Annotated in this window: 20 protein-coding genes, 1 tRNA gene and 1 pseudogene; 11 read left to right on the top strand and 11 right to left on the bottom strand. The window is 54.3% G+C overall.

Annotation, left to right across the window (positions count from 1 at the left end):
* Nucleotides 1-42: 42 nt before the first annotated feature.
* Nucleotides 43-681, bottom strand: coding sequence for a hypothetical protein (locus ABIE29_RS13370; protein ID WP_429619254.1), 639 nt, complete (start codon nt 679-681; stop codon nt 43-45).
* 398 nt (nt 682-1079) lie between these two features.
* Between ABIE29_RS13370 and ABIE29_RS13365 the strand changes: the two genes are divergently transcribed.
* A complete protein-coding gene (locus ABIE29_RS13365) occupies nt 1080-1976 on the top strand; it encodes a tetratricopeptide repeat protein (RefSeq protein ID WP_429619253.1) in 897 nt (298 codons plus the stop codon).
* 198 nt (nt 1977-2174) lie between these two features.
* Here the strand turns inward: ABIE29_RS13365 and ABIE29_RS13360 are convergent.
* From ABIE29_RS13360 to ABIE29_RS13320, 9 genes and pseudogenes are all read right to left on the bottom strand, one after another.
* Nucleotides 2175-2356, bottom strand: a pseudogene (locus tag ABIE29_RS13360) (Arm DNA-binding domain-containing protein); the annotation flags it as partial.
* Between the two features lie 178 nt (nt 2357-2534).
* A tRNA-Asn gene (locus ABIE29_RS13355) sits at nt 2535-2610 on the bottom strand.
* A gap of 112 nt (nt 2611-2722) precedes the next feature.
* On the bottom strand, nt 2723-5812 hold the full coding sequence (locus ABIE29_RS13350; protein WP_429619252.1) for a beta-galactosidase: 3090 nt from the start codon (nt 5810-5812) through the stop codon (nt 2723-2725).
* A gap of 213 nt (nt 5813-6025) precedes the next feature.
* The gene (fbpC, locus tag ABIE29_RS13345; protein WP_429619251.1) at nt 6026-7084 is read right to left on the bottom strand and encodes a ferric ABC transporter ATP-binding protein; all 1059 of its coding nucleotides are present in this window, start codon (nt 7082-7084) and stop codon (nt 6026-6028) included.
* Nucleotides 7085-7109: 25 nt separating this feature from the next.
* Nucleotides 7110-9188 carry an ABC transporter permease gene (locus ABIE29_RS13340; RefSeq protein WP_429619250.1) on the bottom strand — a complete coding sequence of 693 codons (2079 nt, stop codon included), beginning with the start codon at nt 9186-9188 and terminating at the stop codon, nt 7110-7112.
* Nucleotides 9189-9255: 67 nt separating this feature from the next.
* Nucleotides 9256-10287: an ABC transporter substrate-binding protein gene (locus ABIE29_RS13335; RefSeq protein WP_429619249.1), complete on the bottom strand. Its 1032-nt coding sequence runs from the start codon at nt 10285-10287 to the stop codon at nt 9256-9258.
* A gap of 427 nt (nt 10288-10714) precedes the next feature.
* A complete protein-coding gene (gene uhpC / locus ABIE29_RS13330; RefSeq protein WP_059201163.1) occupies nt 10715-12007 on the bottom strand; it encodes an MFS transporter family glucose-6-phosphate receptor UhpC in 1293 nt (430 codons plus the stop codon).
* Between the two features lie 88 nt (nt 12008-12095).
* Nucleotides 12096-13628, bottom strand: a complete 1533-nt coding sequence (locus tag ABIE29_RS13325; RefSeq protein WP_429619312.1) for an MASE1 domain-containing sensor histidine kinase — start codon at nt 13626-13628, stop codon at nt 12096-12098.
* A 12-nt stretch (nt 13629-13640) separates the two neighbouring features.
* Nucleotides 13641-14270, bottom strand: coding sequence for a response regulator (locus ABIE29_RS13320; RefSeq protein ID WP_429619248.1), 630 nt, complete (start codon nt 14268-14270; stop codon nt 13641-13643).
* Nucleotides 14271-14755: 485 nt separating this feature from the next.
* Between ABIE29_RS13320 and ABIE29_RS13315 the strand changes: the two genes are divergently transcribed.
* The 4 genes from ABIE29_RS13315 to ABIE29_RS13300 all read left to right on the top strand — a co-directional run bounded on the left by ABIE29_RS13315 (nt 14756) and on the right by ABIE29_RS13300 (nt 19248).
* Complete coding sequence (locus tag ABIE29_RS13315) at nt 14756-15691, top strand: autoinducer 2 ABC transporter substrate-binding protein (protein ID WP_429619311.1); 936 nt, start codon at nt 14756-14758, stop codon at nt 15689-15691.
* A gap of 74 nt (nt 15692-15765) precedes the next feature.
* Nucleotides 15766-17247 carry a sugar ABC transporter ATP-binding protein gene (locus ABIE29_RS13310; protein WP_429619247.1) on the top strand — a complete coding sequence of 494 codons (1482 nt, stop codon included), beginning with the start codon at nt 15766-15768 and terminating at the stop codon, nt 17245-17247.
* Nucleotides 17248-17323: 76 nt separating this feature from the next.
* Nucleotides 17324-18262 (top strand): ABC transporter permease, encoded by a 939-nt coding sequence (locus tag ABIE29_RS13305; RefSeq protein WP_429619246.1) that lies wholly within the window; start codon nt 17324-17326, stop codon nt 18260-18262.
* Between the two features lie 2 nt (nt 18263-18264).
* Nucleotides 18265-19248, top strand: coding sequence for an ABC transporter permease (locus ABIE29_RS13300; RefSeq protein ID WP_429619245.1), 984 nt, complete (start codon nt 18265-18267; stop codon nt 19246-19248).
* A 75-nt stretch (nt 19249-19323) separates the two neighbouring features.
* Here ABIE29_RS13300 and dpiA read toward each other — a convergent pair whose 3' ends face one another.
* Complete coding sequence (dpiA, locus tag ABIE29_RS13295) at nt 19324-20010, bottom strand: two-component response regulator DpiA (RefSeq protein WP_429619244.1); 687 nt, start codon at nt 20008-20010, stop codon at nt 19324-19326.
* 323 nt (nt 20011-20333) lie between these two features.
* Between dpiA and citC the strand changes: the two genes are divergently transcribed.
* Genes citC through citG form a run of 6 tightly spaced genes read left to right on the top strand, consistent with a single transcriptional unit; the run spans nt 20334 to nt 25545 of the window.
* Entirely contained in the window at nt 20334-21407 is a 1074-nt protein-coding gene (gene citC, locus ABIE29_RS13290) for a [citrate (pro-3S)-lyase] ligase (RefSeq protein WP_429619243.1), read from the top strand.
* Nucleotides 21404-21712 carry a citrate lyase acyl carrier protein gene (gene citD / locus ABIE29_RS13285; RefSeq protein WP_429619242.1) on the top strand — a complete coding sequence of 103 codons (309 nt, stop codon included), beginning with the start codon at nt 21404-21406 and terminating at the stop codon, nt 21710-21712. The genes citC and citD overlap by 4 nt, the downstream gene beginning before the upstream one ends.
* Before the next feature lie 7 nt (nt 21713-21719).
* Entirely contained in the window at nt 21720-22613 is an 894-nt protein-coding gene (citE, locus tag ABIE29_RS13280) for a citrate (pro-3S)-lyase subunit beta (RefSeq protein ID WP_429619310.1), read from the top strand.
* Nucleotides 22613-24118, top strand: a complete 1506-nt coding sequence (gene citF / locus ABIE29_RS13275) for a citrate lyase subunit alpha (RefSeq protein ID WP_429619309.1) — start codon at nt 22613-22615, stop codon at nt 24116-24118. The genes citE and citF overlap by 1 nt, the downstream gene beginning before the upstream one ends.
* A 4-nt stretch (nt 24119-24122) precedes the next feature.
* Complete coding sequence (citX, locus tag ABIE29_RS13270) at nt 24123-24671, top strand: citrate lyase holo-[acyl-carrier protein] synthase (RefSeq protein WP_429619241.1); 549 nt, start codon at nt 24123-24125, stop codon at nt 24669-24671.
* On the top strand, nt 24652-25545 hold the full coding sequence (gene citG, locus ABIE29_RS13265; protein ID WP_429619240.1) for a triphosphoribosyl-dephospho-CoA synthase CitG: 894 nt from the start codon (nt 24652-24654) through the stop codon (nt 25543-25545). The genes citX and citG overlap by 20 nt, the downstream gene beginning before the upstream one ends.
* Nucleotides 25546-25568 lie beyond the last annotated feature (23 nt).

Here is a 25568-nt window from a genome sequence, read left to right as displayed (position 1 = left end):
ACCTGACAACAAAATGGGTGTAGACCTTAGAAAATTGATTGATTATTTTTCATTAATCTCTTTATTCAGAAGCCAGGGTTCCTTGTGACCGGTTTTAATTCTTAAAATGTAATCATCAACTAATTTTTTTGTCTGATGGTCGATATAATAAAAATTTTGAAGGATACAAATGATATTTGACTTTAAATCTATCTCCTTGAGAATATACTTGGGAATGAAGTGCATGTGACGACCTGTTAAAGTTTTAATATAAATCTTCTCTCCAACTACAGGGGCTTTACCAAATAAATTAACGCCAATTTCGATTGAGCCATCCAAAGGTAAATATAAAACATACCACTGCTTTTTATTATCTTCAACGAGATACTCCACCATGTCAGCAGGAGAGCTATTCTTTAGTTGATTGACTCTACCATGGACGTATCTGGCCATTGAGTGGTGCTTTAGTATGGTTATTATGAATGCCGATAAAAATAAAATAACAAATGTAGATACTATCACCAACAAAAACCACATTCCCGTAGATAAGGATGAAAACGAAGATGCGAAGACTAAACTTATAATGACTGATAAAATTAATCCTATGCCATGCCATTTGTTTTTATCTTTTACAAGCTTGACACCAAGATAAAGCAGAGCAATTCCCCATATGCAATAAAAAACCAATAATGATCTGTCCATTTATCGAAGTCCACATTTGTTTATGTTAAAATTATCTTGCATCTATTGGGATGCGATTCAATATAAACTGATATAATAATACCATAAAAATATTACGTGCTCCACTAATAATATTTGGCCACATTAGGACTGAATAATAGTGTGGGTGCAATGTTTTATTAATGTATCTGTTAAACTTGTTGAGTTTTCATGAATGTAATTTTATAGGGTTGTAAAAAATAAATTTTGGGGTTAATAAAATAATCTTAACGATGTTATTATAATGAAATAGTTCAATAAATCTTACCTTTTATCTAACTTAAGTAAATATCGGAATAAGTGTAGTATCATTGTTTATGTCAATGATATATAATAAACCACTGTCATTCAGTCAGCAATTCATTCATGGAGGGGGTATTTTGCGAAGGATTCTAAATATTATATTTTTTATGCTTTTTATTGCACCTGGTTTTAGTCATGCAGCAATGATGGCTGATGAGGAAAACTTCAAGGAAGGATATAGATTTTATACCGGAGATGGTGTCGATGTTAATGACTTAAAGGCAGCCGAGTTCTTTCAAAAATCAGGCAACGCGTTGTCAAACTATTATCTTGCCAATATGTATATGTACGTCGATGAGGGCTTGGCTAAATATTCAGTCAGAAAGGACAAAGCGCGCGCAAATGAACTACTTAAAATAGCAATCCCTTCTCTTAAACAGGGGGCGTCCTCTGGTGATCCATCCGCACAGCTCTATCTTGGTTATGCATATCTGAGCGGTATGGGACTTGAAAAAAATGAAAAAGAGGCACTGAAACTGATAAAACAGTCAGCAGAACAGGACTATGCTCCCGCATTATATTTATTAGGGACTATGCTTGAAAAAAGTGATCCCGATAAAGCTTACCATTATTATGAAAAAGCAGTAACCCTCGGATTCAGAGAAGCTTATGAGGGATTAGTTAATATCAATAACAATAAGTATCTCGATACATTCAATCCTATTTATAAAGATAACATCATAAAACTTGCTGCTGAAGGCAATCCTTATGCTATTTTGTGGGTCGCTCGTGATGAAGATCTTAGTCGTCACTACGATAAAGCAATGGTCCTTTTTAATACTGCTGCTAAAGATAATTTGGCATCGGTTAAAGCCAGTGCGTTTGCAATGATCTCCTTGATGTATCATAGAGGAGAAGGCGTTGAAAAAAGCCGCACTATGTCGCTAAAATATCTCAATGAAGCATGCAGATTTAGTAAGTTTGAATGTTACAATCGTGATGTATATAAAGATGGGAAAGAAACTTGGCCATAAAAATCCGAGTTCTCAGTTGAAGAGAGCCTTGCTGATGGCAGGGTTCTCTCAGGGTTAAAGAGGTCTTCGAGTTTATCGTTTTAAAAGGCTATTGTAATAACTGATAGTTTATGCGATTAAATATAATTTATTATTCACTTTTTTTATCGTTCAGCAACTGAGTATGCCCATATTTAATTTCTTCAATAAATCCTTTCCAATAGTTGGAGCTCCTGAAACAAAATACCCTTCCTCTCTACCGTCGACGAGGCGGTAGGCCATCTGCCAGTATTTAGAGCCGTTGGGGGTGAACACGAAGGAATATACCAAAGCCATTGGTCGGTTTGTATTCCTTCATCAAGGGGCTTGGCATTTTTTACTTTAGTATCAGTAAGCGGCATAACGACATCCCCCGTTTGTTGGTAAAAACGCAGTCGAACTACCATTACCTACATTGTTACCAGCAAAATGCTGTGGCTTTGAGTGGTTTTTAGTGAACGAGGGTGAACGACTGAAAGGGATAATCAATTGATAGAAATGCAGAAAGCAGACGTCAGTAAACGTCTGCTTCCCTTAAATTGGCTCCTCTGACTGGACTCGAACCAGTGACATACGGATTAACAGTCCGCCGTTCTACCGACTGAACTACAGAGGAATCGTGTGAACGGGCGGAATGATAACGGGGTGCCGGGGGGAAGTCAAAGGGGATTACGCATTCTGCGTTTGTTTGCTTACAGAATGCGCAACCCGTTGAGCTTTTGGCAGATTTATCCCATGGATGCCCGTTTTAAGCTCAATCGATAGCGATAATGCCCTGCGGTCAACAGGAAGTCCTCGTTCACGCTTGGGCTCCAGGAGTCGTCACCGCCTACGCCCATATGTTGGGCATCCAGATGTAACCAGGTACCGGGCTCTTCCTGCAGCAAATGCACGTGGCTGCAATTCATCAACTGCCGTAGGCCATAACGGCTGAGCGAGAAGTGGAAGTGCCCCTCGGCTTGCAGGTTGCCATACTGCAACCGTTGCGTGTCGCAGCGCAGGCCGTTTTCCCCTGGGAAAATATAGGGCGTATGCAACTGCTCCAGCGGTCTGGTCCACAGCCCATGTTGGGCAGCCAGCTTGCGATCCGGGTAGTTCTCGTGCGGTCCCAGCCCCAACCATTGTACCTGTGGGTGCACCTCGGCCAGTTGGCAACTCAGGCCGATACGGGCGGGGGCGGGCAGTGCGTCGGCCACCGTGACATCTACCTCAACCTGCACACCGCCGTGGCAATCGAACAGCCACTGCTTACGGCTGTGCAGCAGCACCTGCTGGTTATAGCTGAACGTATGCTCGGTCACCACTCGTACACCGTCGCTTAATGCATCGGCATAAATCTGCGTGCACTGCTCCTCCAGTTGATACATCCCCGCCTGCTTCCAACGCTCGACCCAGGCATTGGGATCGATGCGATCGACCTCGCTGATACCAATGTCGTTATCCAGCGGTGCGCGGATAAAGTTATCGCGCAGCGGAGTCAGCAGGGTAGCGACGTCATCTTGCCACCATTGGCTCAGGCAACCGGTCGCGTTCTCGAACTGCCAGCGTTGGTTGCCGTGGGTGATGTCAATCCGCTGTTCGTTCTGCGTTAACTGTGGGGTAAAGCCGCCGCTGGCGGGTGATGTCAGATGCAACGTGCGTGGCAAACGCCATTGATCCCAGGCGCAACGATGATGTTCTTCTGACCAGTCCGTGGCATGGGGCTGCACCACTTCCACGTTTAACCACAGCTCACCTGGGCGGTGGATCATCGGCAACTTATCCAGCAGTGTGATAGTGGTGCAGCCCTGCGGTGGCAGATCGAGCAGCAGGCTACCGCTGGCACGTTCTACGCCATCCAGCTCCAGCCGCCAGTTAAGCTGCTCATTGTCGGTTGCGCGGAACAGGTATTCGCTGATGATGGTGAGCGCCAGCCGCTGGGCATCAAACTGGAACTGGAAAAACTGCTGTGCGCGTTGCGCTTCGAACAGTGCCGGGTGAGGGCTACGATCGGGGAAAACCAGCCCGTTGAGACAGAACTGACGATCGTTGGGGGTATCGCCAAAGTCTCCGCCGTAGGCCCAATAGGCTTGGCCGCCGTCATCCGTGCGGGTCAGGGCCTGATCGACCCAGTCCCAGACAAAGCCCCCCTGCAAACGCGGGTGCTTGCGAAAAGCCTGCCAGTAGCGATCGAAGCCGCCAAAGCTGTTGCCCATCGCATGCGCATACTCACACAGGATTAACGGGCGGTGTTCATCAGGCATGCCTATCCACTTCTTGATTGACCATTTGGGTACCGCCGGGAAAGGCTGATCCTGATCGACGCGGGCATACATCGGGCAGACAATATCCGTGGCCGCTGAGTTGGCTCCGCCGCCCTCATACTGCACCGGGCGGGTAGGATCCTGGCTTTTCACCCAGCGGTACAGCGCATCATGGTTGCAACCGTGGCCGGACTCGTTGCCCAGGGACCAGATGATGATGCAGGCATGGTTGCGATCGCGCTGTACCATGCGCGTAACGCGTTCGCTCATGGCGGGCAGCCAGAGCGGATCGTGCGAAAGCCGGTTCATCGGCTGCATGCCGTGGGTTTCAATATTGGCCTCATCCACTACGTATAGGCCGTAGCGATCGCACAGCTTGTACCACAGCGGATGGTTCGGGTAATGGGAGCAGCGTACCGCGTTGAAGTTATGCTGCTTCATCAGCAGGATATCCTGACGCATGGTAGCCTCATCCATCACCTGGCCGTGTTCTGGATGGTGCTCGTGGCGGTTGGTGCCCCGGATCAGCAAGGGTTGGCCGTTGAGTTTCAGCAACCCGTTGCTGATGGCAACCTGGCGGAACCCGACGTCATAGGCTTCGGCTTCTATCAGTTCACCGGTTGGGGAAAGTAACAGGATCACCGCACGATACAGCTCCGGCGTTTCCGCACTCCAGAGCGCTGGCCGTTCTACGGGCAAACGCAGAATAGTGCGGTCGTTATAAGCGCCGCGCTCATCGATAATCTCGCTGCCGAAGGCTTGAGTCTGCTCGGCAATCAGGCTCTCCTTGCGCCACAGCTGCACCTGAACTTGATGTTGCTGGGGCCGATTGGTTTGTACTTCCACCACCAGTTCCCCACGGCGGAAATTGTCGCTCAGTGGCGTGGTGATATGGATATCGCTCAGGTGAGCGACGGGTTTATGCAGCAGGTTGACGTCGCGGAAAATCCCGCTCATCCGCCACATGTCCTGATCTTCCAGATAGCTGCCGTCGCACCAGCGCAGCACCATCACCGCCAGCCGGTTTTCTCCTGGTTGCAGCACCGCGCTGAGGTCAAATTCGGCAGGCAGGCGGCTGTCTTGCGAATAGCCGACCCAGTGGCCGTTGCACCACAGATAAAACGCCGAGTTGACGCCGTCGAAAATAATGCGGGTTTGCCCACCGGCCAGCCACTCGGCATCAACGTTAAAGCTGCGGGAATAGCAGCCGGTCGGATTATCTTCGGGTACCAGCGGCGGATTAACCGGGATCGGATATTTGACGTTGGTGTAAATCGGGGCGTCGTAACCCGCTAGTTGCCAGTTGGCAGGGACCGCTAACGTGTCGGCATCCGGCAGATCCTGTTCCAGCCAGCTTTCTGGTACCGCCTGTGGGCGCCCGAAATAGTTGAACTGCCACTCGCCGTTGAGCAGTTGCTGGCTGGGGCTGGCGGCATCTGCTCGGGCCGCAGTGGCATCACGCCAGCTGGCAAACGGAGGATGTGCCGGTAAACGTTGGTAATGGGTGCAGGCAGGGTTTTGCCAATCACGGCGGACGAGGATTTCCGCCAGGGTAAAACGGGAGTCAGCATGCATGTGGGCGTTTCCTGAGCCGGTTCAAGCTAAAGGGTTAAGCGTTTACATGGCTGACAGCATTACCCGGCGAAGCGCGTTTGCAAAGCGATAGAAGAGAAGAAGCCGAGCGGGATCACATCAGTGCCGTAAATGCGGTGATATCAGGATGGGAGTAGGGGATGGGCATCGAAAAATACCCCGCCCGGAACCACGAGCGGGGTTTAAATTGAGTGATTACTCGTCGGCGAGGACAAACATGCCGAACGGATGGATTTGCAGGAAGTAGCTGTCGCCCGGTTCGGGCTGCAACTGCGTAGCGTTAACCTGTAGCAGCAGCGACTGATCGTGCCAGTTCACCAGCACTTCATACTGCGGCCCCATATAAGCCACCTTACTGATGGTGCAACGCTGGCTGGGTTCCCCATGTTGGCTGAGAGTGATCGCTTCCGGGCGTACGCCCACGGTACATTGCTGCAAACCGGGGGCAAAGCCTTGCGGGCGCGGCACCGGGTAGCCAAAGATCTCTACGCCGCTGCTGGTCACCTTGGCCGGGAAGATGTTGGCATCCCCCATAAATCCGGCCATAAAGCGTGAGGCCGGGTAGCGATACAGCGTTTGCGGCGCGCCAATCTGCATGATTTCTCCTTTGTTCATCACCAGCACGGTGTCGGAAACCGCAAAGGCTTCGCTCTGATCGTGGGTGACATAGAGTGAGGTGATGTTGAACTGCTGCTGCAATTCACGGATCTTCTCACGCATGCTGCGGCGCAGGTTGGCATCCAGGTTGCTCAGCGGTTCATCGAACAGCAGCACCTTGGGTTTGAGGATTAGCGCACGTGCCAGGGCGACACGTTGCTGCTGGCCGCCGGAGATCTGATCGACATAGCGCTCTTCAAAACCCTCCAGATCGACCAGCATCAGGGCTTCACGTACCCGATCGCGGATCTCCGCCTTGGGCCTGCCCAGCATTTTCAGACCATAGCCGATGTTATCCCCCAGCGACATATGGGGGAACAGCGCGTAGGACTGGAATACCATACAGATGTCGCGCTGCTGAATGGAGCGGTCGGTCACGTCCTCGCCGTCGATAAAGATCTGCCCACCAGTGGGTTTTTCCAGCCCGGCGACCAGGCGCAGGACCGTGGTTTTACCGCAGCCGGAAGGGCCAAGCAGCGTCACCATATCCCCACGGGGGATCGCCAGGCTCAGGTTTTCAATCACGGTGTTGTTGCCAAATCGCTTGGCGACGTTTTTCAGTTCAACAAAGTGTTTTTTATCTTGCATGTCAGACATGTTGTTCATCCTTCTCCGCCGGGTATCAGGCCGCATTCCGGGCTTTGGAACGCGCGACCCGCGCTTCGCCAACCAGGGCATCAAACAGGAAAATAATCGCCAGCATCACTACGATCAGGATCGAGCCGTAGGCGATGGCCACGCCATACTCGCCGTCCTCGACCCGGTTAAGGATGTAGGACGTCGCGACGCGCGTATCTGGCGTAACCAGGAAAACAATGGCGCTCACGGTGGTCATGGCACGGACAAAGCTGTAGACCAACGCCGAGAGGATCGCCGGGCGCAGCAAGGGCAGCAGGATATACACTATGGTGCGAAGCGAACCGGCACGCAGGCTGAGGGAAGCCTCATCCAGTGACTTGTCCAACTGCCCCAAACCGGCGATACCCGCGCGGATCCCCACCGGCACGTTGCGCATCACCATCGAAATGATCACGATGGCCGCCGTCCCGGTCAGGTAAACCGGCGCGCTGTTAAACGCCAGAATGTAGGAAACACCGGCCACGGTTCCTGGCACCGCGAAGCACAGCATGGTGCTGAACTCGATCACTTTTTTACCCTGGAACTGCTGGCGTACCACGATGTAGGCAATCAGCAGGCCGAAGATGGCAGTGATCGGTGCGGCAATCCCGGCATACAGCAAGGTATCGATCAGGGAAGGCCATGCGCCGTCGCTGAAGCCTTGGCCGAACAGTTTGCTGAAGTTGTCCAGCGTCAGCGTGTAGTCCACGCCCCAGTTAACGGTAAAGCTGCCGTAGAAAATGCTGCCGTACAGCAAGATGTTGAAGGCGATCCAGACATACAGCATCAGCGAGACGCCCCACACCAGCGTCACCGGCAGCGGCTGAACGTCGCCGTGGTTGGATTTGCCGGAAATGGTCACGTAGGAACGCTTGCCGATCCACATGTATTGCACGCAGAACACCAGCAGCGAGAACATCAGCAGCACCACGCCCAGCGTACTGGCTGCCTGATAATCAAGCTGCGCTCCGGTAATGTAGAAGTAGATCTGCGTGGCCAAAACGTCGAAGTTGCCGCCGAGAACCAAGGGGTTACTGAAGTCCGCCAGCGACTGAACAATGACGATCAGGAACGAGTTGGCCAGTGCCGGTTTCAGCAACGGCATAAACACCTGGGTAAAGGTCTGGAAGCGGTTGGCGCGCAACGTGTAGGACGCCTCTTCCAGCGACGGATGGATGGTCTTGATAGCCCCATCGAGGATCATAAATGACATGGGCGTAAAGGCCAGCACCTGGGCCAACCAGATCCCGGTAAAGCCGTAGAGCCAGTTGGTGTTGGTCAGGCCGAACCAGGTCACCATCAGCTCGGTGATGTAGCCGGAGCGGCCCATCATCAGGGTGACGCCCAAGCCAACCACAAACGGCGGTGTGACGATTGGCAGGATCGAGAAGATACGGCCAATCACCGCCGAACGGCGGGCGATACGCGTGGTATAAATCGCCAGCACCATGCCAAAGAAGGTACAGCCAATCCCGACGGCCACGGACAGCAGGAAGGAGTTCCAGATCACCTGCAGGATATGCGCCTGCCCGAGCGTTTGCATAAACGCCAACGGGGCGAAGGCACCGGCCTCATCGGTGAACATCGGGATAAAGATGGCGATGCTGGGATAAATGATAAACAGCACGATCAGGGCGATCACTGCCACCAGCGATCCGAGTACGAAGCGATCGCCACCCAGCCATTCCAGCCTTGAGAGCGCAAGGGTGATCACTGCGCCCATTGCCACCAGCAGCGGCAAGGTAGCGAACCCCATCCCGGTACCGGTCGCGGCGGCGCTGATAAACACCAATAGCCCACAGGCCAGGGCATAACCGGCATCAAACAGGTGGCGGTTGCGTTGTTCGCGACCAGTGGCAATCTGTGGGCGTACAACCAGCAGCAGCGGGGCGGCAAACCACAGCACAGCCAGGCCCGCATGTGACCATCCGTAGGCCGCCAGCAGCTCTTCGCGGGTAGCCTCCAGCAGCCCGTAGTCCAGGCTGTAGGAAGGCAGTAGGGCGAAACCTGCCAGCGCCAGCAGCAACCAGTAGAAAATGGGATCCCGCCCCTGCGCCGTACGCAAGGTGATGGTTTCAGACATGATATTCCCCGGAGTAAACGAAAATGAAGCGGGCGTAGAGCCTACGCCCGATAGATGCTGGATGGGATCAGTGGCCCATCTTCACGTCGTTAACCCATTTGGTGATCAGCTTTTTACGCATGTCGGAAGCGCCGTAGGTATCCATGTCGTAATCGATCAGTTTCAGTTGATCCAGCTTCAGCGAGTTAGGGGAGGTCTCTGCCGTGGTATTGGTCAGGATCTGGTAAGACTGCCCCTTCTTCCAGGAAAGCTCCTGAGCCTCTTTTGACAGTGCCCAATCCACGAACAGCTTGGCGTTTTCCATATTACGGGCATTCTTGAGGATGCTGATGCCGCCGATTTCATAGCCGGAACCTTCGCATGGGGAAATCAGCGTCAGAGGTGCGCCTTTCTCTTTTTCCAGCGAATAGTCGTGTAGGAAGCCAATGCCGATGGTGGTTTCACCGCGCGCGGCGTTGCGGGCCGGGGCAATGCCGGATTTGGTGTACTGTGAGATATTGCCGTTCAGCTGTTTCAGGTAATCAAAGGCGGCTTCTTCGCCCCACAGCTGCGCAAAGGTGGCCAGCGCGGTGTAGGCCGTGCCGGAGCTTTGTGGATCGGCGATCTGGATCTCCCCTTTGTAGATCGGATTGGTCAAATCCTTCCAGCACTTGGGTTCAGGCAGGTTTTTCTCTTTCAGACGATCGGTGTTGACGCCAAAACCGAGAATGCCGATATACACTGCAGAGGAGTAGTTGCCTTTACGTTTGGCCGGATCGCGGAACTGCGGCATGATTTGCTCCAGGTTCGGCGAAGCGTAAGGCTCCAACAGGTCCATTTCACCGGCCTGCGATTGAGGATCCAGCGTGCCGCCATACCAGACGTCAGCCTGTGGATTTTTCTTTTCCGCGTCTATCTTGGCCAGGGTGCTGCCAGAGCCGTTGCGGATAAAGCTGGTCTTGACGTCGTATTTCTCCCCGAAGACTTTGGCTTCTTCTTCGCACATGGCGTTGGTGGCGCTGCAATAGATCACCAGACGGCCTTTGGCCTGCACGGTTCCGGCCAGGGCAGTCAGCGCCAGCGTAGTGGCCAGCAGGGTGTTGAGAGGTGTCAATTTCATGGTGTTGTCCTTTTTGTTGTTGTCTTTGTAGGGTAAAGCAAACCAATTTCCCCTCACCCCAACCCTCTCCCACAGGGAGAGGGAGCTGATCCGGTGTTGCCATTGGGTGCGAGGATCAATCTGTGGCACTTTTTATCCTCTGGCTCCTTACTCTCGTGTCTGACGTTAGACGCAGAAGATAAGATGTTGCACATTCGGTCCCCTCACCCCAACCCTCCCTCAGGGAGAGGGAGCTGATCCGGTGTTGCTATTGGGTGCGAGGATCAATTTGTGGCACTTTTTATCCTCTGGCTCCTTACTCTCGTGTCTGACGTTAGACGCAGAAGATAAGATGTTGCACATTCGGTCCCCTCTCCCTGTGGGAGAGGGTTAGGGTGAGGGGGATTGCACCGACTAAAAACCCTCATCACCCTATAAAAATCATGTCTTACTGTTGTCGTATCTGCCCGGCCATCAGCAGCGGCATCAACAGCAACCCGACGCAGGTGGCCGCCAGTGCCAGCAGGGCAAAAAAGCCATACCAGCCGTAATGCTGCAAAACCTGCGCCAGCGGCCAACCGGCCAGCGCGGCCCCCAGATAGGCGAACAGACCAAGAAACCCGGTCACGGTCCCGGCCGCGTCCTTGTGGCAGTGCTCCGTGGCGGCCAGCCCGATCAGCATCTGCGGCCCAAACACAAAAAAACCGAGGCCGAAAAAGCAGGCCGAAAGCAGCCCGTAATGGTGCAGCGGGGCCAGCCACAGGGCGGTCGTCGTCACAAACAGTCCGATGGAGAACAGCAGGATCATCGGTGCCCGCAGGCCGCGAAACAGCAGATCCGATCCCCACCCGGCAAACAGCGCGCCAAACAGCCCACCCAGTTCAAACAGTGACAACGTGGCGTTGGCCTTCATCAGGTTGACGCCGTGGCTCTCCGCCAGCCAGATGTTGCCCCAATCGTTCAGCGCAATACGTATCAGGTACACCAGGATGTAGGACACGCCCAGCAACCAGATGGTCGGATTGCGCAATATGGTGTCAAACAGCATCCGCCGCATCGGCATCGCCGGGCTTTGCTGCTCTTGCCACAGCTCCAGCGGATCGCGCCGCCAGTGGCCTACGCTGGGTAATCCTTGCTGCTGCGGTTTACCGCACAGTTGCCAGCACAGCCACAGCCCAATCAGCATCCCGATGGCTCCCGGCAGCAACAGCGCAGCCTGCCAACCGTAGTGAGAAGCCATAAATCCGGACAGCAACGGCACGGCCGCACCGCCCAGGCTGATCGAGGTATTCCAGGTGCCCCACCAGAAACCACGCTCGTTACGCGAATACCAACTGGTGAGCATCTTGGCGCAGGGCGGCCAGCCCCAGCCCTGAAAGAAACCGTTTAACGTCCAGACCACCAGCAACGCCGTCAGCGAATGGCAAAAGGCGAACACGATGTTCAGCACGCCGGTGATAAATAGCCCGACGCCCATAAACCAGCGCGCCTGGCTGCGATCGCTGACGATGCCGGAGACAAACTTCGAGCCGCCATAGGCCAGGTAAAACAGCGTACCCAGCAGGCCGATATCCCCTTTATCCAACCCCAGTTCGAGCTGCATCACCGGCATCGCATAGCTGACGCTTTTGCGCGTCAGATAAAATGCGCCGTAGCCGACGATCATCGAAAACATCAGGCGTGGTCGCCAGTAGCGGTAACGAGCGCTGATTTGCTCTGCGGTTAACGTGGCCGATGTCATAGGGTCCTCCAGACAGTGAGAGCAGTGTAGGGTGCAGAAAACAGGATTGGATGAGACAAGGTTTTAGGCACCTAAGACTAAGTCCTAGTCAGACGGGGTTTTTGTTCAGTTTTGTGGGCAGGTTAACAATTATGCGCGTGCCATTACGCCGATGGAGCCGCCAATCGCCCCCCAATGCGCGCACTCGCTCTTCGATACCGCGCAGGCCAAAACCGCTGGTGGGCTGCAACGGCATGCCCTGGCCGTCGTCACGGACTTCCAGAGTGATCGTCTGATGGGTTTGCGTCAGGCTTAAATGCACATGACTGGCGCAGGCATGTTTGCTGATGTTATTGAGCAACTCCTGTGCCACGCGGTAGAGGGTAAATACCAGGGTTTCATCATCTGGCGTGGCTGGCAGGCGGTAATCCAGCTGGAAGCCGATCCCCTGTTCGGCAAAGGAAAACTCTTCGGCCAGATGATGCAGGGCTTTGTCCAGCTCCATCTCTTCCAACACCGGTGGGCGCAGTTGCCGTAGCAGGGTACGGGTCGTGTGGTGGATGCGTTGTGACAACGAATCAATCTGCTCCGCGGCCAGGCGGGTGGCTGGGGCGGTGGCGCTGCGGTTCACCAACATCGCCTGGATCTGAATGGCGGTAATATTCTGGCCGATTTCATCATGTAGTTCACGCGCGATGGCCTTGCGCACCTCTTCTTCGGTACCCACCAACCGCTCCATCAGGTGCCGTTTCGCCGCCAGCTCCTGTTCCAACTGCTGGCGATAGCGCTGTAGCTTTTGCGCCAATTGCTGCTGACGGCTGATGGCAATCCCCAACCCAATCCCCAACAGCGCCTGGGTAGAAAGGAATAGCTCCAACTCTTGCAGATCCTGAAACGCCCCTCCGGCCTGACGGGTGAGGGTGATCATCACGCTGCCAAACAGCGCCGCCAGTACGCCCCCTTGCCAGCCAAAGCGATAAGCCATAAACACGTTGGGCAGAAAGATAAAGATCAGCAGCAGCCGCTCCATCTCCGGGGCGATCGCCAGCTGTACGCAAATCCCCATGGTGAGAAACAGCGAACACCACAGCAGTAGTGAGGTGCGTAGCTGTGGTGTCGAGGGGCGTGGAACAGGCATTGACGTCACCAGTTGCTGGCGCAGGTAGGTATAAATCAGATAGACGAAAGGTACCAGCAGCACACCGCCGGTAAAGCTGGTCAGCAAGGTTTGACTGATACTGGATGGCAGCCAGACCCCCGCCAGTAACCCGCACAGCAGCGCATTGGCCGCGATGGCTGCCAGCAATAGTGACAGCCGTTGCCAATACAGGTGATAGCGATACCACAGCCGCTGAGTACCCCAGGCAGGCAACAGGCTTAACAACGGTAGCAACAGCACCGAGCGGCCGCTCAGTAATTGCTGGTCATGCAGCCATAGCAGCGTGGCGACTTCCGCCAGTAACAGCGTGAGCCAGTAACGCCGGGGTAACAGGATCAGCAGCGCCAGTCGCAGCCCTTGGGGAAACAGCAGCACGGCCTGTTGGCCGTCATGGCTCAGGTGCAGGCTAATGGTCCACAGGGCCAGCCAACTGAGGGAAAAAAACAGCGCTAGAAACAGCGAAAGCGCCAGGCGGCGCACCATTGGCGGCACCGGCTAACTCCCGGCAAGCAGTTGATGTTGCAGCGCGAAATGCACCAGTTCAACGGTCGTGTCGCAATGCAGTTTGCCGAGGATGTTGGCGCGGTGCACCTGCACGGTCTTATGGCTTAAGGTCAACTGTTGGGCGATGGTTTTGACACTCAGGCCGTTGACCAGCAGATCGAAGATCTCTTTCTCGCGCGGGGTGAGTACCTGCAATTCTTTCGGTGGCTGCGGAGTATGGCGCAGTGCCCGCAAGGCATCCGCGCACAGGTAAAGCCCACCGCTGCTGACGGCGCGCACCGCCTGCACCAATTCATGGGGGCCGCAGCGTTTGGTGAGATAACCGCCAGCCCCGGCATCGATAGCGCTTTGCACGAAGGCATTGGTGTCATAGATGCTGAGGATAATGGCGCGAAAGGCAGGGCGCTGTTGGCGTAAACGCTGGAGCAGGCTGAGGCCGCTTTCATCCGGCATGGCGATATCCAGCACCGCTACGTCGATCGGATCGCGCAGCAAGTGCGGCCATGCCTGTGCCGCCGAGTCGAACTGACCGACGATACGGATATCCTCTTCCAACGACAGTAACTGGGCAAACCCGGAACGAACCACCACGTGGTCGTCTATCAGCGCAACGTTAATCATAAGCCTGTAACAAAGTGTGAGATTTTCCGCATCATGCGCAGGAAAACTCTGGCTGGCAACTGTTGCGCTGCAAAATGGAAGGGAGTTAACAGATTGGCATTAAAATGGTCTGCCGCATCGACCCTGAGTATCCCTGTCACTAGCACTGTTATTACCCTCCTGGCGGTTATTTTCACACAATTCGCTTCGTTTCCCCCCTCCGGATCATGACTCCCGTCGCAAACCGGGAAGGTTGCAAGTTTGTCCATATAAATAGCATTCAAAGATATGGGGGAAATCGCTATCGAGGCTGTAGAGTCGCTCTACGGCAATGTTGTGCAGATGTAAAAACGACATTCCGGTAAATCGTCACTAACAATAAAATATAAATAATACCAATGTGTTACCTCGCTATTTGGCGGTTATGCCTCAACCTACATTAGATCCGGGAGTGTTAGATGAAAAAATTGAGTGTTAAAACGTTATTGGCGGCCAGTCTGTTCAGCATGCTGCTAACCTCGGGCGGTGCATTGGCGCAGGAAGTGGAAGTCGTCAATATTTCGAAAATCGCTGGGATGCCCTGGTTCAACCGCATGGGTGAAGGTGTGGAGCGTGCCGGTAAAGACCTGGGTATCAAAGCCTATCAAGTCGGCCCATCCAGTACCGATGCCCCGCAACAGGTTAAAATTATTGAAGATTTAATTGCCAAGAAAGTCAGTGCCATCAGTATCGTGCCGAACGATGCGGATGTGTTGGAGCCCGTATTCAAGAAAGCGCGTGACGCCGGCATTGTGGTATTAACCAATGAATCACCAGGGCAGCCTAGCGCTAACTGGGATATTGAAATCATCGATAACGCCAAATTTGCCGCCGACAACGTGGAAGAAATGGCAAAAGCGATGGGGGGTAAAGGGGGTTATGTCATTTATGTCGGTAGCCTGACCGTGCCACAACATAACCTGTGGGCCGATTTGTTTGTTAAATACCAGAAAGAACATTACCCGGAAATGTTTGAAGTGACCAGCCGAATGCCCGTCGCCGAGAGCATTGATGACTCACGCCGCACCACCCTGGATCTGATGAAAGCACATAGCGACCTGAAAGGTATCGTGGCCTTCGGCTCACAAGGCCCAATTGGTGCAGGCCGTGCAGTGAAAGAGAAACGGGCGAAAAACAATGTCCATGTGTTCGGCATGATGATCCCCTCTCAGGCTGCATCATTGGTTAAAAGTGGTGATATCGCCATGGGCGTCACGTACGACCCAGGTTCTGCCGGTTATGCACTGACCGCCGTTGCTGACAAAGTGCTTAAAGGTGAGAAAATTGAAACAGGCATGGAGATCCCAGGGGTAGGCAAAGCGGAGGTTGATCAGGATAAACACCTGATTCAGTTCCACAATGTACTGCGAGTCACCAAAGACAACGTGGATTCTCTGTATTAATTCCCCCGCATTATCGCAGAGCCGGATACCTTGTTCGGCTCTGCAAACAATGCCCGCCTGGAGTAAGAGGATGTATGCAGCCATTGATTACCCTGGAAAATATCAGTAAAACCTTTTATGGCGTCAAGGCGCTGAATAAGGTGGCCATGACCCTGTTACCGGGTGAGGTACATTGCCTCGCTGGGCAGAACGGTTGTGGCAAATCAACACTGATCAAGATTATCTCCGGTGTTTACCAACCCGATAGAGATGCCGCCATTATTATTGATGGCAAAACCTATGCAACCCTGACGCCTATTGAGTCTGTCCGCCTGGGGATCCAGGTCATTTATCAGGATCTATCATTATTCCCGAATCTGACCGTGGCTGAGAATATCGCCATGAACCATTATCACCATCAGCTGTGGGTGAATAAACGTCAGATGCGGGAGACCGCCGAGCGCGTCATTAACAGCATTGATGCCCACCTTAATCTGGACGAATTGGTTGAGAATTTATCCATCGCCCAGAAACAATTAGTCGCTATCTGCCGTGCACTTGCACAAGATGCCCGCCTCATTGTGATGGACGAGCCAACCGCATCGCTGACCCGGCAGGAAGTTAACGGCTTGCTACGGGTGGTGCATGAGCTGAAATCACGCAATATCTGCGTGGTGTTTGTGAGTCACCGGTTGAGCGAAGTGCTGGAGATTTCAGACCGTATTACCGTGCTGAAGGATGGCCAGTGGGTTGGAACCTACCCCGCTGCTGAAGTGGATAATCAACGGCTGGCCTGGCTGATGACAGATATGAAATTTGATTTTCAGGTGCTACCGCCTTACAGCGCAGCGCGTCCGGTGGTGCTGGCAGTGGAAGCGCTTTCCCGTGGCAACGAATACCAGAATATCTCACTGGCTTTGCATCCTGGCGAAATTGTCGCGCTGGTTGGTTTGCTGGGGTCTGGCCGCACAGAACTGTGCCTCAGTTTATTTGGATTAACCAAACCCGAGTCGGGCAGCATTCGTATCAATGATAAGCCAATGCGGTTCGCCAGTAACCGCGATGCCATTGCCGCCGGTGTGGGCTATGTCTCGGAAGACCGAATGAGCACCGGGCTGATTATGGAGCAATCAATCCGCGACAATATCAGTGCCACGGTATTACACCGGCTTAAAAATGCCTTTCACCTGATGCGCGCCGAGCGAGTCGACACACTGGTTGAAGACATGGTGAAACACCTGTCGATCAAAATCGGTAATAGCGACTTGCCGGTCAATACGTTATCCGGTGGGAATGCCCAGCGCATTGCCATCGCCAAATGGCTGGCAACCGACCCGAAAATACTGATCCTCGACTCGCCGACCGTTGGGGTCGATATCGCCAACAAGGCAGGTATTTATAATATTATCAATGCATTGGCGGCTCGTGGGATTGCGGTATTAATGGTTTGTGATGAGATTGATGAAGCCTACTTTAATAGCCACCGTATTATCGTTATGCGGTCCGGGCGGCTTGTACAGGAGTTCTTGCCGAGTAACAGCAGCGAAGCTGCCATTGCGGAGGTAGTCAATGGCTAATCCCCATGTACTCAATAAATCTGATGTAGGAAAAACAGGCTTATTCAATAAAGAGCATCTGAAACGCCATGAAGTTATGTTGGCTTTTACCATATTGATCATTTCGACTTATCTTGCTTTCACCAGCCCAGAATTTCTGACACTCGCCAATATTTATGACCTGATAAATAACTACGCCATGTTGACCATTTTGGCTTGTGGTTTCTTTATCGTTCTGATTTCCGGCGGTATTGATATTTCATTCCCGGCGATGACCATTATCTCGCAATATTTCATGGTGACATTCATTGTGAGGTTTGGTGGCAATTTCCCGGTGGCTTTCGCGCTGGCAGGAGGCATCGGCTTGTTGCTGGGGATGATCAATGCGCTATTGGTTAATCGCCTGCGGGTGCCGTCCATCATTATTACCATTTCCACGCTGAATATCTTCTACGGGTTGCTGTTGTATCTCAGCCGGGGTGTCTGGCTGTATACCTATCCGGAATGGTTCGAACATGGGCCAATGCTGTTCTCTTTCACCGCCGCTGATGGTTATGACTATGGCCTTTCGCTGCCCATTTTGACCTTGCTGGCGACGATTATCGTCACTGCTTTGGTGATGACTCGCACCAGCATTGGCCGGCAAATTTATGCGTTGGGCGGTAATCAGGAAGCGGCATCCCGCATGGGGTTCAGCATTGTTAAGCTGCAACTGTTTGTTTATGGCTATATGGGGTTTTTATCCGGTATTGCCGGTGTGGTGCAGTCCTATACCGTCTTGACGGTGGCACCGGACTCGTTGCTCGGTTATGAACTCACCGTGCTGGCAGCGGTGGTGTTGGGTGGGACCAGTATTGTCGGCGGGCGGGGTACCCTAACCGGCACGCTGCTCGGGGTGATCTTGCTGGCAATATTACAAAATGGTTTGAATTTACTGGGTATTTCGTCGTACTGGCATAGCGTGGTGATCGGTCTGGTGATAGTCATCAGTATCAGTGTGACGGCCTGGGGCCAACGTCATAAGGTAGGGATATAACCATGTCGAAAACAACGCAACGTGATCATACCGAGCGCTGGTTGGTGGCACTGTTGGTGCTGGTGGCGGGCGTATTCAGTGTACTGATCCCACAGGTATTCTGGTCTGCGGCCAATTTCCAATCCATCGCCTCACAAATCCCCGTCGTGGGGATATTGACGCTGGCAATGGCGATCACCATGCTGACCGGTGGCATCAACTTGTCCATTATTGCCACTGCGAACGCCAGTGCGCTGGTGATGGCCTGGGTGTGTACCCATCTTGAGCCAACGTTCAGTTCATTGATTGTGATGCTGTTGGCGGGGGGGACGGTTGCCTTGGTGGTGGGGATCATCAATGGGGTGCTTATCTCGGTGGTTCGGGTATCCCCGATTCTGGCGACACTGGGCATCATGACCTTGCTCAAAGGGGTGAACGTGCTGATCTCCAAGGGCTCGGCGATTTCAAACTTTCCAAACTATGTACTGGCATTGGATCGCAGCTATTTCCTCGGGGTTCCAGTACCGCTTTATCTGTTTGCCGTGGTGGCGTTGCTGCTTTGGCTTATGTTGGCCAAGACCCCGCTGGGCCGTCAGATATACCTGTCCGGCTCCAACGAAAAAGCCACCTTTTTCTCTGGGATTAATACCCGCCGCACGCTGATTTGGGTCTATGTGATTTCCTCGTTACTGTGCGCCGTCGCGGCGTTGCTGATGATGTCCAAACTCAACTCGGCCAAAGCCTCCTACGGCGAGTCACTGTTGCTTATCACTATCCTGGCGACGGTATTGGGTGGGGTAAATCCTGATGGTGGATTTGGTAAGGTCTTCGGCATTGTGTTAGCGCTGTTCCTGTTACAAATGCTGGAGAGCGGGCTAAATATCATGGGGGTCAGTAGCTATATCACCATGGCACTGTGGGGATCGCTACTGCTGGCGTTTATCTTTGTCAAAGGTGCGAAACTCCCGGCATTGCGTTTCTTACGGCAGAACAAGCCGTTGCAATGATAGAGCAATTTCAGCAAACAGGTTCGACAGCCCCAGGAGCAGCCCACGACATCACTGTATGTTGGGCGCTCCTGTTTAGCCATTGCTTGCAGAGCGATAGAGCCGCTGGGGTCTGCCCACCTTGCCGTAAATAATCTCTGCCACTAATTGATCGTTGGCGCTGAAAAACTCCAGGTAGCGCCGGGCGGTGGTGCGGCTCAGCCCTATCTGTTGTGCCACGCTTTCTGCCGTATGACGCACCTGCGGATCTTCGAACAGGGCGCGGATCTTCATCAGCGTCAGCTCATCAATGCCGGTGGGCAACGCGGCCTGATCGCCACCACGGGCGTAGGTGTTGAACATCTCATCGATACGGCGTTGGTTGACCCGCGCCTTGTCTTTCAGCGCTTCGCGCCGTTGGCTAAAGCGTTGCAGAGTTTGCGCCAGCCGGTCATAGGCCAGGGGTTTGATCAGGTAATCGAACACGCCATAGCGCAGCGCTTCGGCCACGGTGTCCATATCGCTGGCGGCGGTGATAAACACAATTCCACCGCTGTAGCCTTGTAGCGTCAGCTCGCGCAGCAGTTCTATGCCCTGGCCATCCGGCAGGAAATTATCCAGCAGGATCAGGTCGGGTTTGAAACGCTCGGTCATCGTGCGTGCCTGTGCCAGGGTGCCCGCCAGCCAAATCTGCCGGCACCCGCCATTCTGCTTGATGAATTCCGCATGCATTTCTGCCAACGGCGTTTCATCCTCAACAATCAGAATATTTAGCCACTCCATGTTAATTCCCCGTTGCTTAATTACTTTGCTAATTAAATGTCATCGAGAGGATTATTTAATTAAACACTAAGTCGCCAATAAAAACTATAAAAATAATTAAGTAAATAAAAACCATTAAACAACTTAATTACTGCGGGTAGATTGTGAAATAGGTCAATAATCAGGGTGTTATTTCTGTTTAACATGGCGCCATTAAATACCCCGTTCGCGTTATATTCCATTTTAACCTGATGGTTTTTAAGGTTTTTATTACGCCTTGATGTTAACGTTAATGGGATTTTGTATTTCAAATGTTATTGAAAAGTTATTTTAGAGAGACTGACATGTTGGGCGATACCGTATTTAATCGGGTGAAAAGATCGGATCACAAAAATATAGCGGCAATTAATGCTTTTTTGCGTAGTAACGATCTGAATATTGATACCACGGTCGAGGTTTTTATCACCGTGACTCAGGGCGAGCAATTGGTTGCCTGCGGAGGTATCGCCGAAAATATTATCAAATGCGTGGCCATCAGCCCGCAAATGCGTGGTGAAGGCTTGGCGCTATCATTGGCGACCGAACTGGTGAATCTGGCCTATGAGCGCCATCACACCCAGCTGTTTATCTACACCAAAGTGCAGAATGAGACGCTGTTTCGCCAGTGTGGCTTTTACCCGATTGCCAGCGTGCCGGGCATCGTGGTGCTGATGGAAAACAGCCCGTGCCGCTTGAAGCGTTACGCCACACAACTGGCCAGCCAGCGCCAGCCGGGTAACACCATTGGCAGCATAGTGATGAATGCCAACCCTTTTACCCGTGGTCATCAATATCTGGTGCGGGAAGCCGCCGCCCGCTGTGATTGGCTGCATCTGTTCCTGGTGAAAGAAAACACCTCGCGCTTCCCATATGAAGATCGCCGCGATCTGGTACTGAAGGGCACCGAGGGGATCACCAATCTGACGGTGCATGAGGGATCACAATACGTGATCTCCCGCGCCACTTTCCCTTGCTACTTCATTAAAGAGCAGGGGGTTGCCGACGACTGTTACACCGAAATCGATCTGAAAATCTTCCGCCAGTATCTGGCCCCTGCGTTGGGCATCACGCATCGATTTGTCGGCAACGAACCGTTCTGTGCCGTAACGGCGAAATACAACCGCGACATGCGTTATTGGCTGGAAACTCAAGCGCTGCCTAGTCCCCCGATCGATTTGGTGGAGATAGAGCGTTTGCAGTACCAGGGGACGGCGATCTCTGCCTCCTGGGTGCGCAAGCTGTTGGCCGCAGGAGACTTCCACGCCGCCGCGCCTTTGGTGCCGAAAGACACGCTTTACTACCTGCAGGATCTGCAGGCACAGCGCCGGGCCAAGCCAGTACCGCAAGAATTTGAGTCCGCACAATCAGGTGAACAATGAAAATAATCCGAGAAGCAATGGCCGGCACGCTGGAATCCAGCGATGTCATGGTCCGTATCGCGCCAGCAGAAGGCCCGGAACACGACCTGCTGATTGCCAGCAGCGTGGAAAAACAGTTTGGCGATGCCATTCGCCACACCCTGTTGCAGGTTTTGCAGCAGTACGAGGTGTCGCCGGTGCAGGTGATTGTCGACGATAAAGGTGCACTGGACTGCGTGCTGCGTGCCCGGCTGGAAACGGCGCTGATACGTGCCAGCGAAACCGCCGCGCTGCCTTGGGAGGAACGCCGTGAAAACGCTGAATAAACACCGTATGCGCCGCAGCATGCTATTCGTGCCGGGGGCGAATGCCGCCATGGTCAGCAATGCCTTTATCTATCAGGCCGATGCGCTGATGTTCGATCTGGAAGACTCGGTGATCCTGCGTGAGAAAGACGCGGCCCGTCGCCTGGTGTATCACGCGCTGCAACACCCGCTGTATCAGGAGGTAGAAACCATTGTGCGCGTTAACGCCCTGGATTCGGCCTATGGCCTGGCGGATCTGCAGGCGGTGGTGCGTGGCGGAGCGGATATCGTCCGTCTGCCAAAAACGGACAGCGCGCAGGACGTGGTGGATATGGAGCGTGAAATCGCCGCCATCGAAAGTGCCTGTGGTCGCCCGGTCGGTAGCACTGGCCTGCTGGCGGCGATCGAGTCCGCACAGGGCATCACCAACGCGGTGGCGATTGCGCAGGCTTCCCCAAGGTTGATCGGGATTGCGCTGGGGGCCGAAGACTATGTGCGCAATCTGCGTACCGAGCGCTCGCCAGAAGGCATCGAACTGCTGTTTGCCCGTTGCTCACTGTTGCAGGCCGCCCGTGCTGCCGGGATCCAGGCATTCGACACCGTCTATTCCGATGCCAACAACGAAGCGGGTTTCCTCCAGGAAGCGGCGCTGATCAAACAACTGGGTTTTGACGGTAAATCCCTGATTAACCCGCGTCAGATTGAACTGCTGCACAACCTGTATGCACCAACCGCCAAAGAAGTGGCTCATGCCCAGCGAGTGGTCGATGCGGCAGAAGCGGCAGAAAAAGAGGGACGCGGCGTGGTTTCGCTGAACGGCAAGATGGTGGATAGCCCGGTGATTGAGCGGGCCCGTCTGGTACTGCAACGCGCAGCGCTTTCCGGCGTGCGTGAAGAACCGAACCACAGCGAGGAAGCATGATGAAACGCCAACAACGCCTGATGACCTTGAACAATCACGCCGAGATGCGGCTTTATCAGGAAGCCTCCAAGGCCAACCTGCAGGCGCGTAAACCGCGCGATATCAAACGCTGTGAGTCGCTGGAAGTGGCGATCCGCCGCAGCGGCCTGCAGGACGGCATGACCATCTCTTTCCACCACGCATTCCGTGGTGGCGATCTGGCCCTCAATCAGGTGATGGATGTGCTGGCGACGATGGGTTTCCGCAACCTGACGCTGGCCTCCAGTTCATTGACCGATTGCCATGCGCCGTTGGTCGGCCATATCCGCAACGGGGTGGTGAGCCGTATTTATACCTCTGGCCTGCGGGGGCCGCTGGCGGACGCCATTTCGCGCGGCCTGCTGAAAGAACCGGTGCAGGTTCACTCGCACGGTGGCCGGGTCAACCTGGTCGAGTCGGGTGAGTTGCAGATCGACGTTGCCTTCCTTGGCGTGCCAACCTGCGATGAGTTCGGCAATGCTAACGGATACACCGGTGATGCCTGCTGCGGTTCGCTAGGTTATGCCAAGGTGGACGCCGCTGTGGCCCGTAGCGTGGTGCTATTGACCGAAGCGATCGTGCCTTACCCGCATCATCCCGCCAGCCTGGCACAGGATCAGGTCGATCTGATCGTGCAACTGGAGCGAGTAGGGGATGCGGACAAGATCGGGGCCGATGCCACGCGTATGACCTCCAACCCGCGTGAGTTGCTGATTGCCCGCCGTGCCGCCGAGGTGATCGTTGACTCCGGCTACTTCACCGAAGGCTTCTCCTTACAGACCGGCACCGGTGGCGCTTCGTTGGCCGTAACCCGCTTCCTGGAAGACAAGATGCGTGCCCGTGGCGTCCGCGCCGGTTTTGCGCTGGGTGGTATCACCTCCACCATGGTGGATCTGCATGAGAAAGGGCTGATCGGCAAACTGCTGGACGTGCAGAGCTTTGATCGCGCGGCGGCCATGTCATTAGCTCGCAACCCAAATCATATCGAGATCAGCGCCAATCAGTACGCCAATTTCAGCTCCAAGGGCGCGTCGGTTGACCGCTTGGACGTGGTCGTGCTGAGTGCGCTGGAAATTGACACCGGCTTTAACGTCAACGTGCTGACCGGCTCCGACGGAGTGATCCGTGGCGCTTCCGGAGGCCACTGTGATACCGCAGCGGCGGCGCGGTTGGCGATTATTGTCGCGCCATTGGTGCGTGGCCGCATTCCTACGCTGGTTGAGCAGGTGACGACCTACGTTACGCCGGGTTCCAGCATCGACATTCTGGTGACCGACCACGGTATTGCCGTTAACCCGGCCCGCCCAGAGTTGGCGCAGAGGTTACGCGATGCCGGGTTGCAGGTGGTCACTATCGAATGGCTGCGTGAGCGTGCGCTGGTACTGACCGGCGAACCGAAACCGATCGCCTTTACCGATAACGTGGTGGCCGTGGTGCGCTATCGCGACGGTTCGGTGATTGACGTCGTACATCAGGTCGCGGAGTAACGCCATGGCTTACATCACCCCCGAATTGGCCGCCAGCCGCGCCGTAAGTTTGTCCGAACTGCTTTCCAGCCGTGAATGCCGGCAGGCACGGCAACAGGCGTGGCTGGAGTGCCATCCTACCGCCACGCTGGTAGTGCTCACTCTGGTGGTACCGGGGGCGGTGAAAGACAGCCCCATGACACGGCGCGTGTTCAACCTGGGAAGACAGGCCTTGCAGCAGATGTATCGCCAGCAAGGCTGGCTGTGTTTGCAGCAGAAGACCCTGGCGCTACCCACCGGCTGCGAGGGGTATCTGGCACTGCAAGCCGATGCCCGCGCGGTGAAAGAGGCTGCCATCCAGTTGGAAATCCAGCAGTCGATTGGCCGCCTGTGGGATATCGATGTGCTGTCACCGCAAGGGAAAATCCTGTCGCGGCGTGAACTTGGTCTGCCTGAACGCAGCTGTCTGCTGTGCAATCAGCCCGCCAAAATTTGTGCCCGCCAGCAGAGCCACAGCACCGAACAACTGCTCAGCGAAATGGAAATGATGCTCAATGATGCACTCCCAGCCTGATTGGCAGCCAGCGGTTACCGCTCCTTCGTTCAGCCAGCGCTTTGCTCGCGACGCCTATCGGGCGCTGCTGGTGGAGGTCAACCTGACGCCTAAGCCGGGGTTGGTCGATCGCCACAACAACGGCGCACATCGCGACATGGATATTGGCCATTTCTACCGCAGCTCAAGGGCGATTGGCCGCTGGCTACCCTATTTTATCCGCCAGGGTATGGCCGACGCTGGTTTGCCCGCCGAGCAGCAGCTTGCACGCCTGCGCCCATTGGGTATGGCTTGTGAAGAACAGATGTTCCACGCCACCGGCGGCATCAACACCCATAAAGGCAGCGTGTTCTCGCTGGGATTGTTGTGCTGCGCCTTCGGCCGCTTACAGCAACAACAGCGGCAGATTGACGCCCAAAGCCTGTGTGACGAAGTGGCCCAGATGTGCCGTGGGTTGGTTGGCCGGGAGCTGCAACGCAACAACGCGGGCCAGACCGCAGGGCAACGGCTATTTGCCGAGTTTGGCCTGAGCGGTGCCCGTGGTGAGGCTGAATCCGGCTTTCAGCGGGTGATTGGCGGCGCGTTGCCGCTGTATCGCCAGAGGATCGCCAGTGGTTGTGGCGAACAGGTCGCGCTGCTGGACAGCCTGCTGTGGCTGATGGCGCATAACGATGATACCAACGTCGCCTCGCGGGGCGGCATCAAAGGGCTGCGCTGGTTACAACACTATGCCAGCCAGTTATTGGCACAGGGAGGGGCTGGTACGGCACAGGGGACTGCCCGCTTGCGGCAGTTTGACATCGCGTGCATCGCCCGCAATCTCAGCCCCGGCGGCAGTGCCGATTTATTGATAGTCACCTGGCTGTTGGCGCAGTTGCCGCAGACGGGGGCTTAAAAAAATAACGAAGCCTTCAGGAG

Origin of the sequence: Serratia sp. 2723 (assembly GCF_050434425.1) — a bacterium.
Classification (GTDB): domain Bacteria; phylum Pseudomonadota; class Gammaproteobacteria; order Enterobacterales; family Enterobacteriaceae; genus Chania.
Note: the sequence above shows the minus strand (reverse complement) of the source record. Positions and strands in the feature narration are given on the sequence as shown.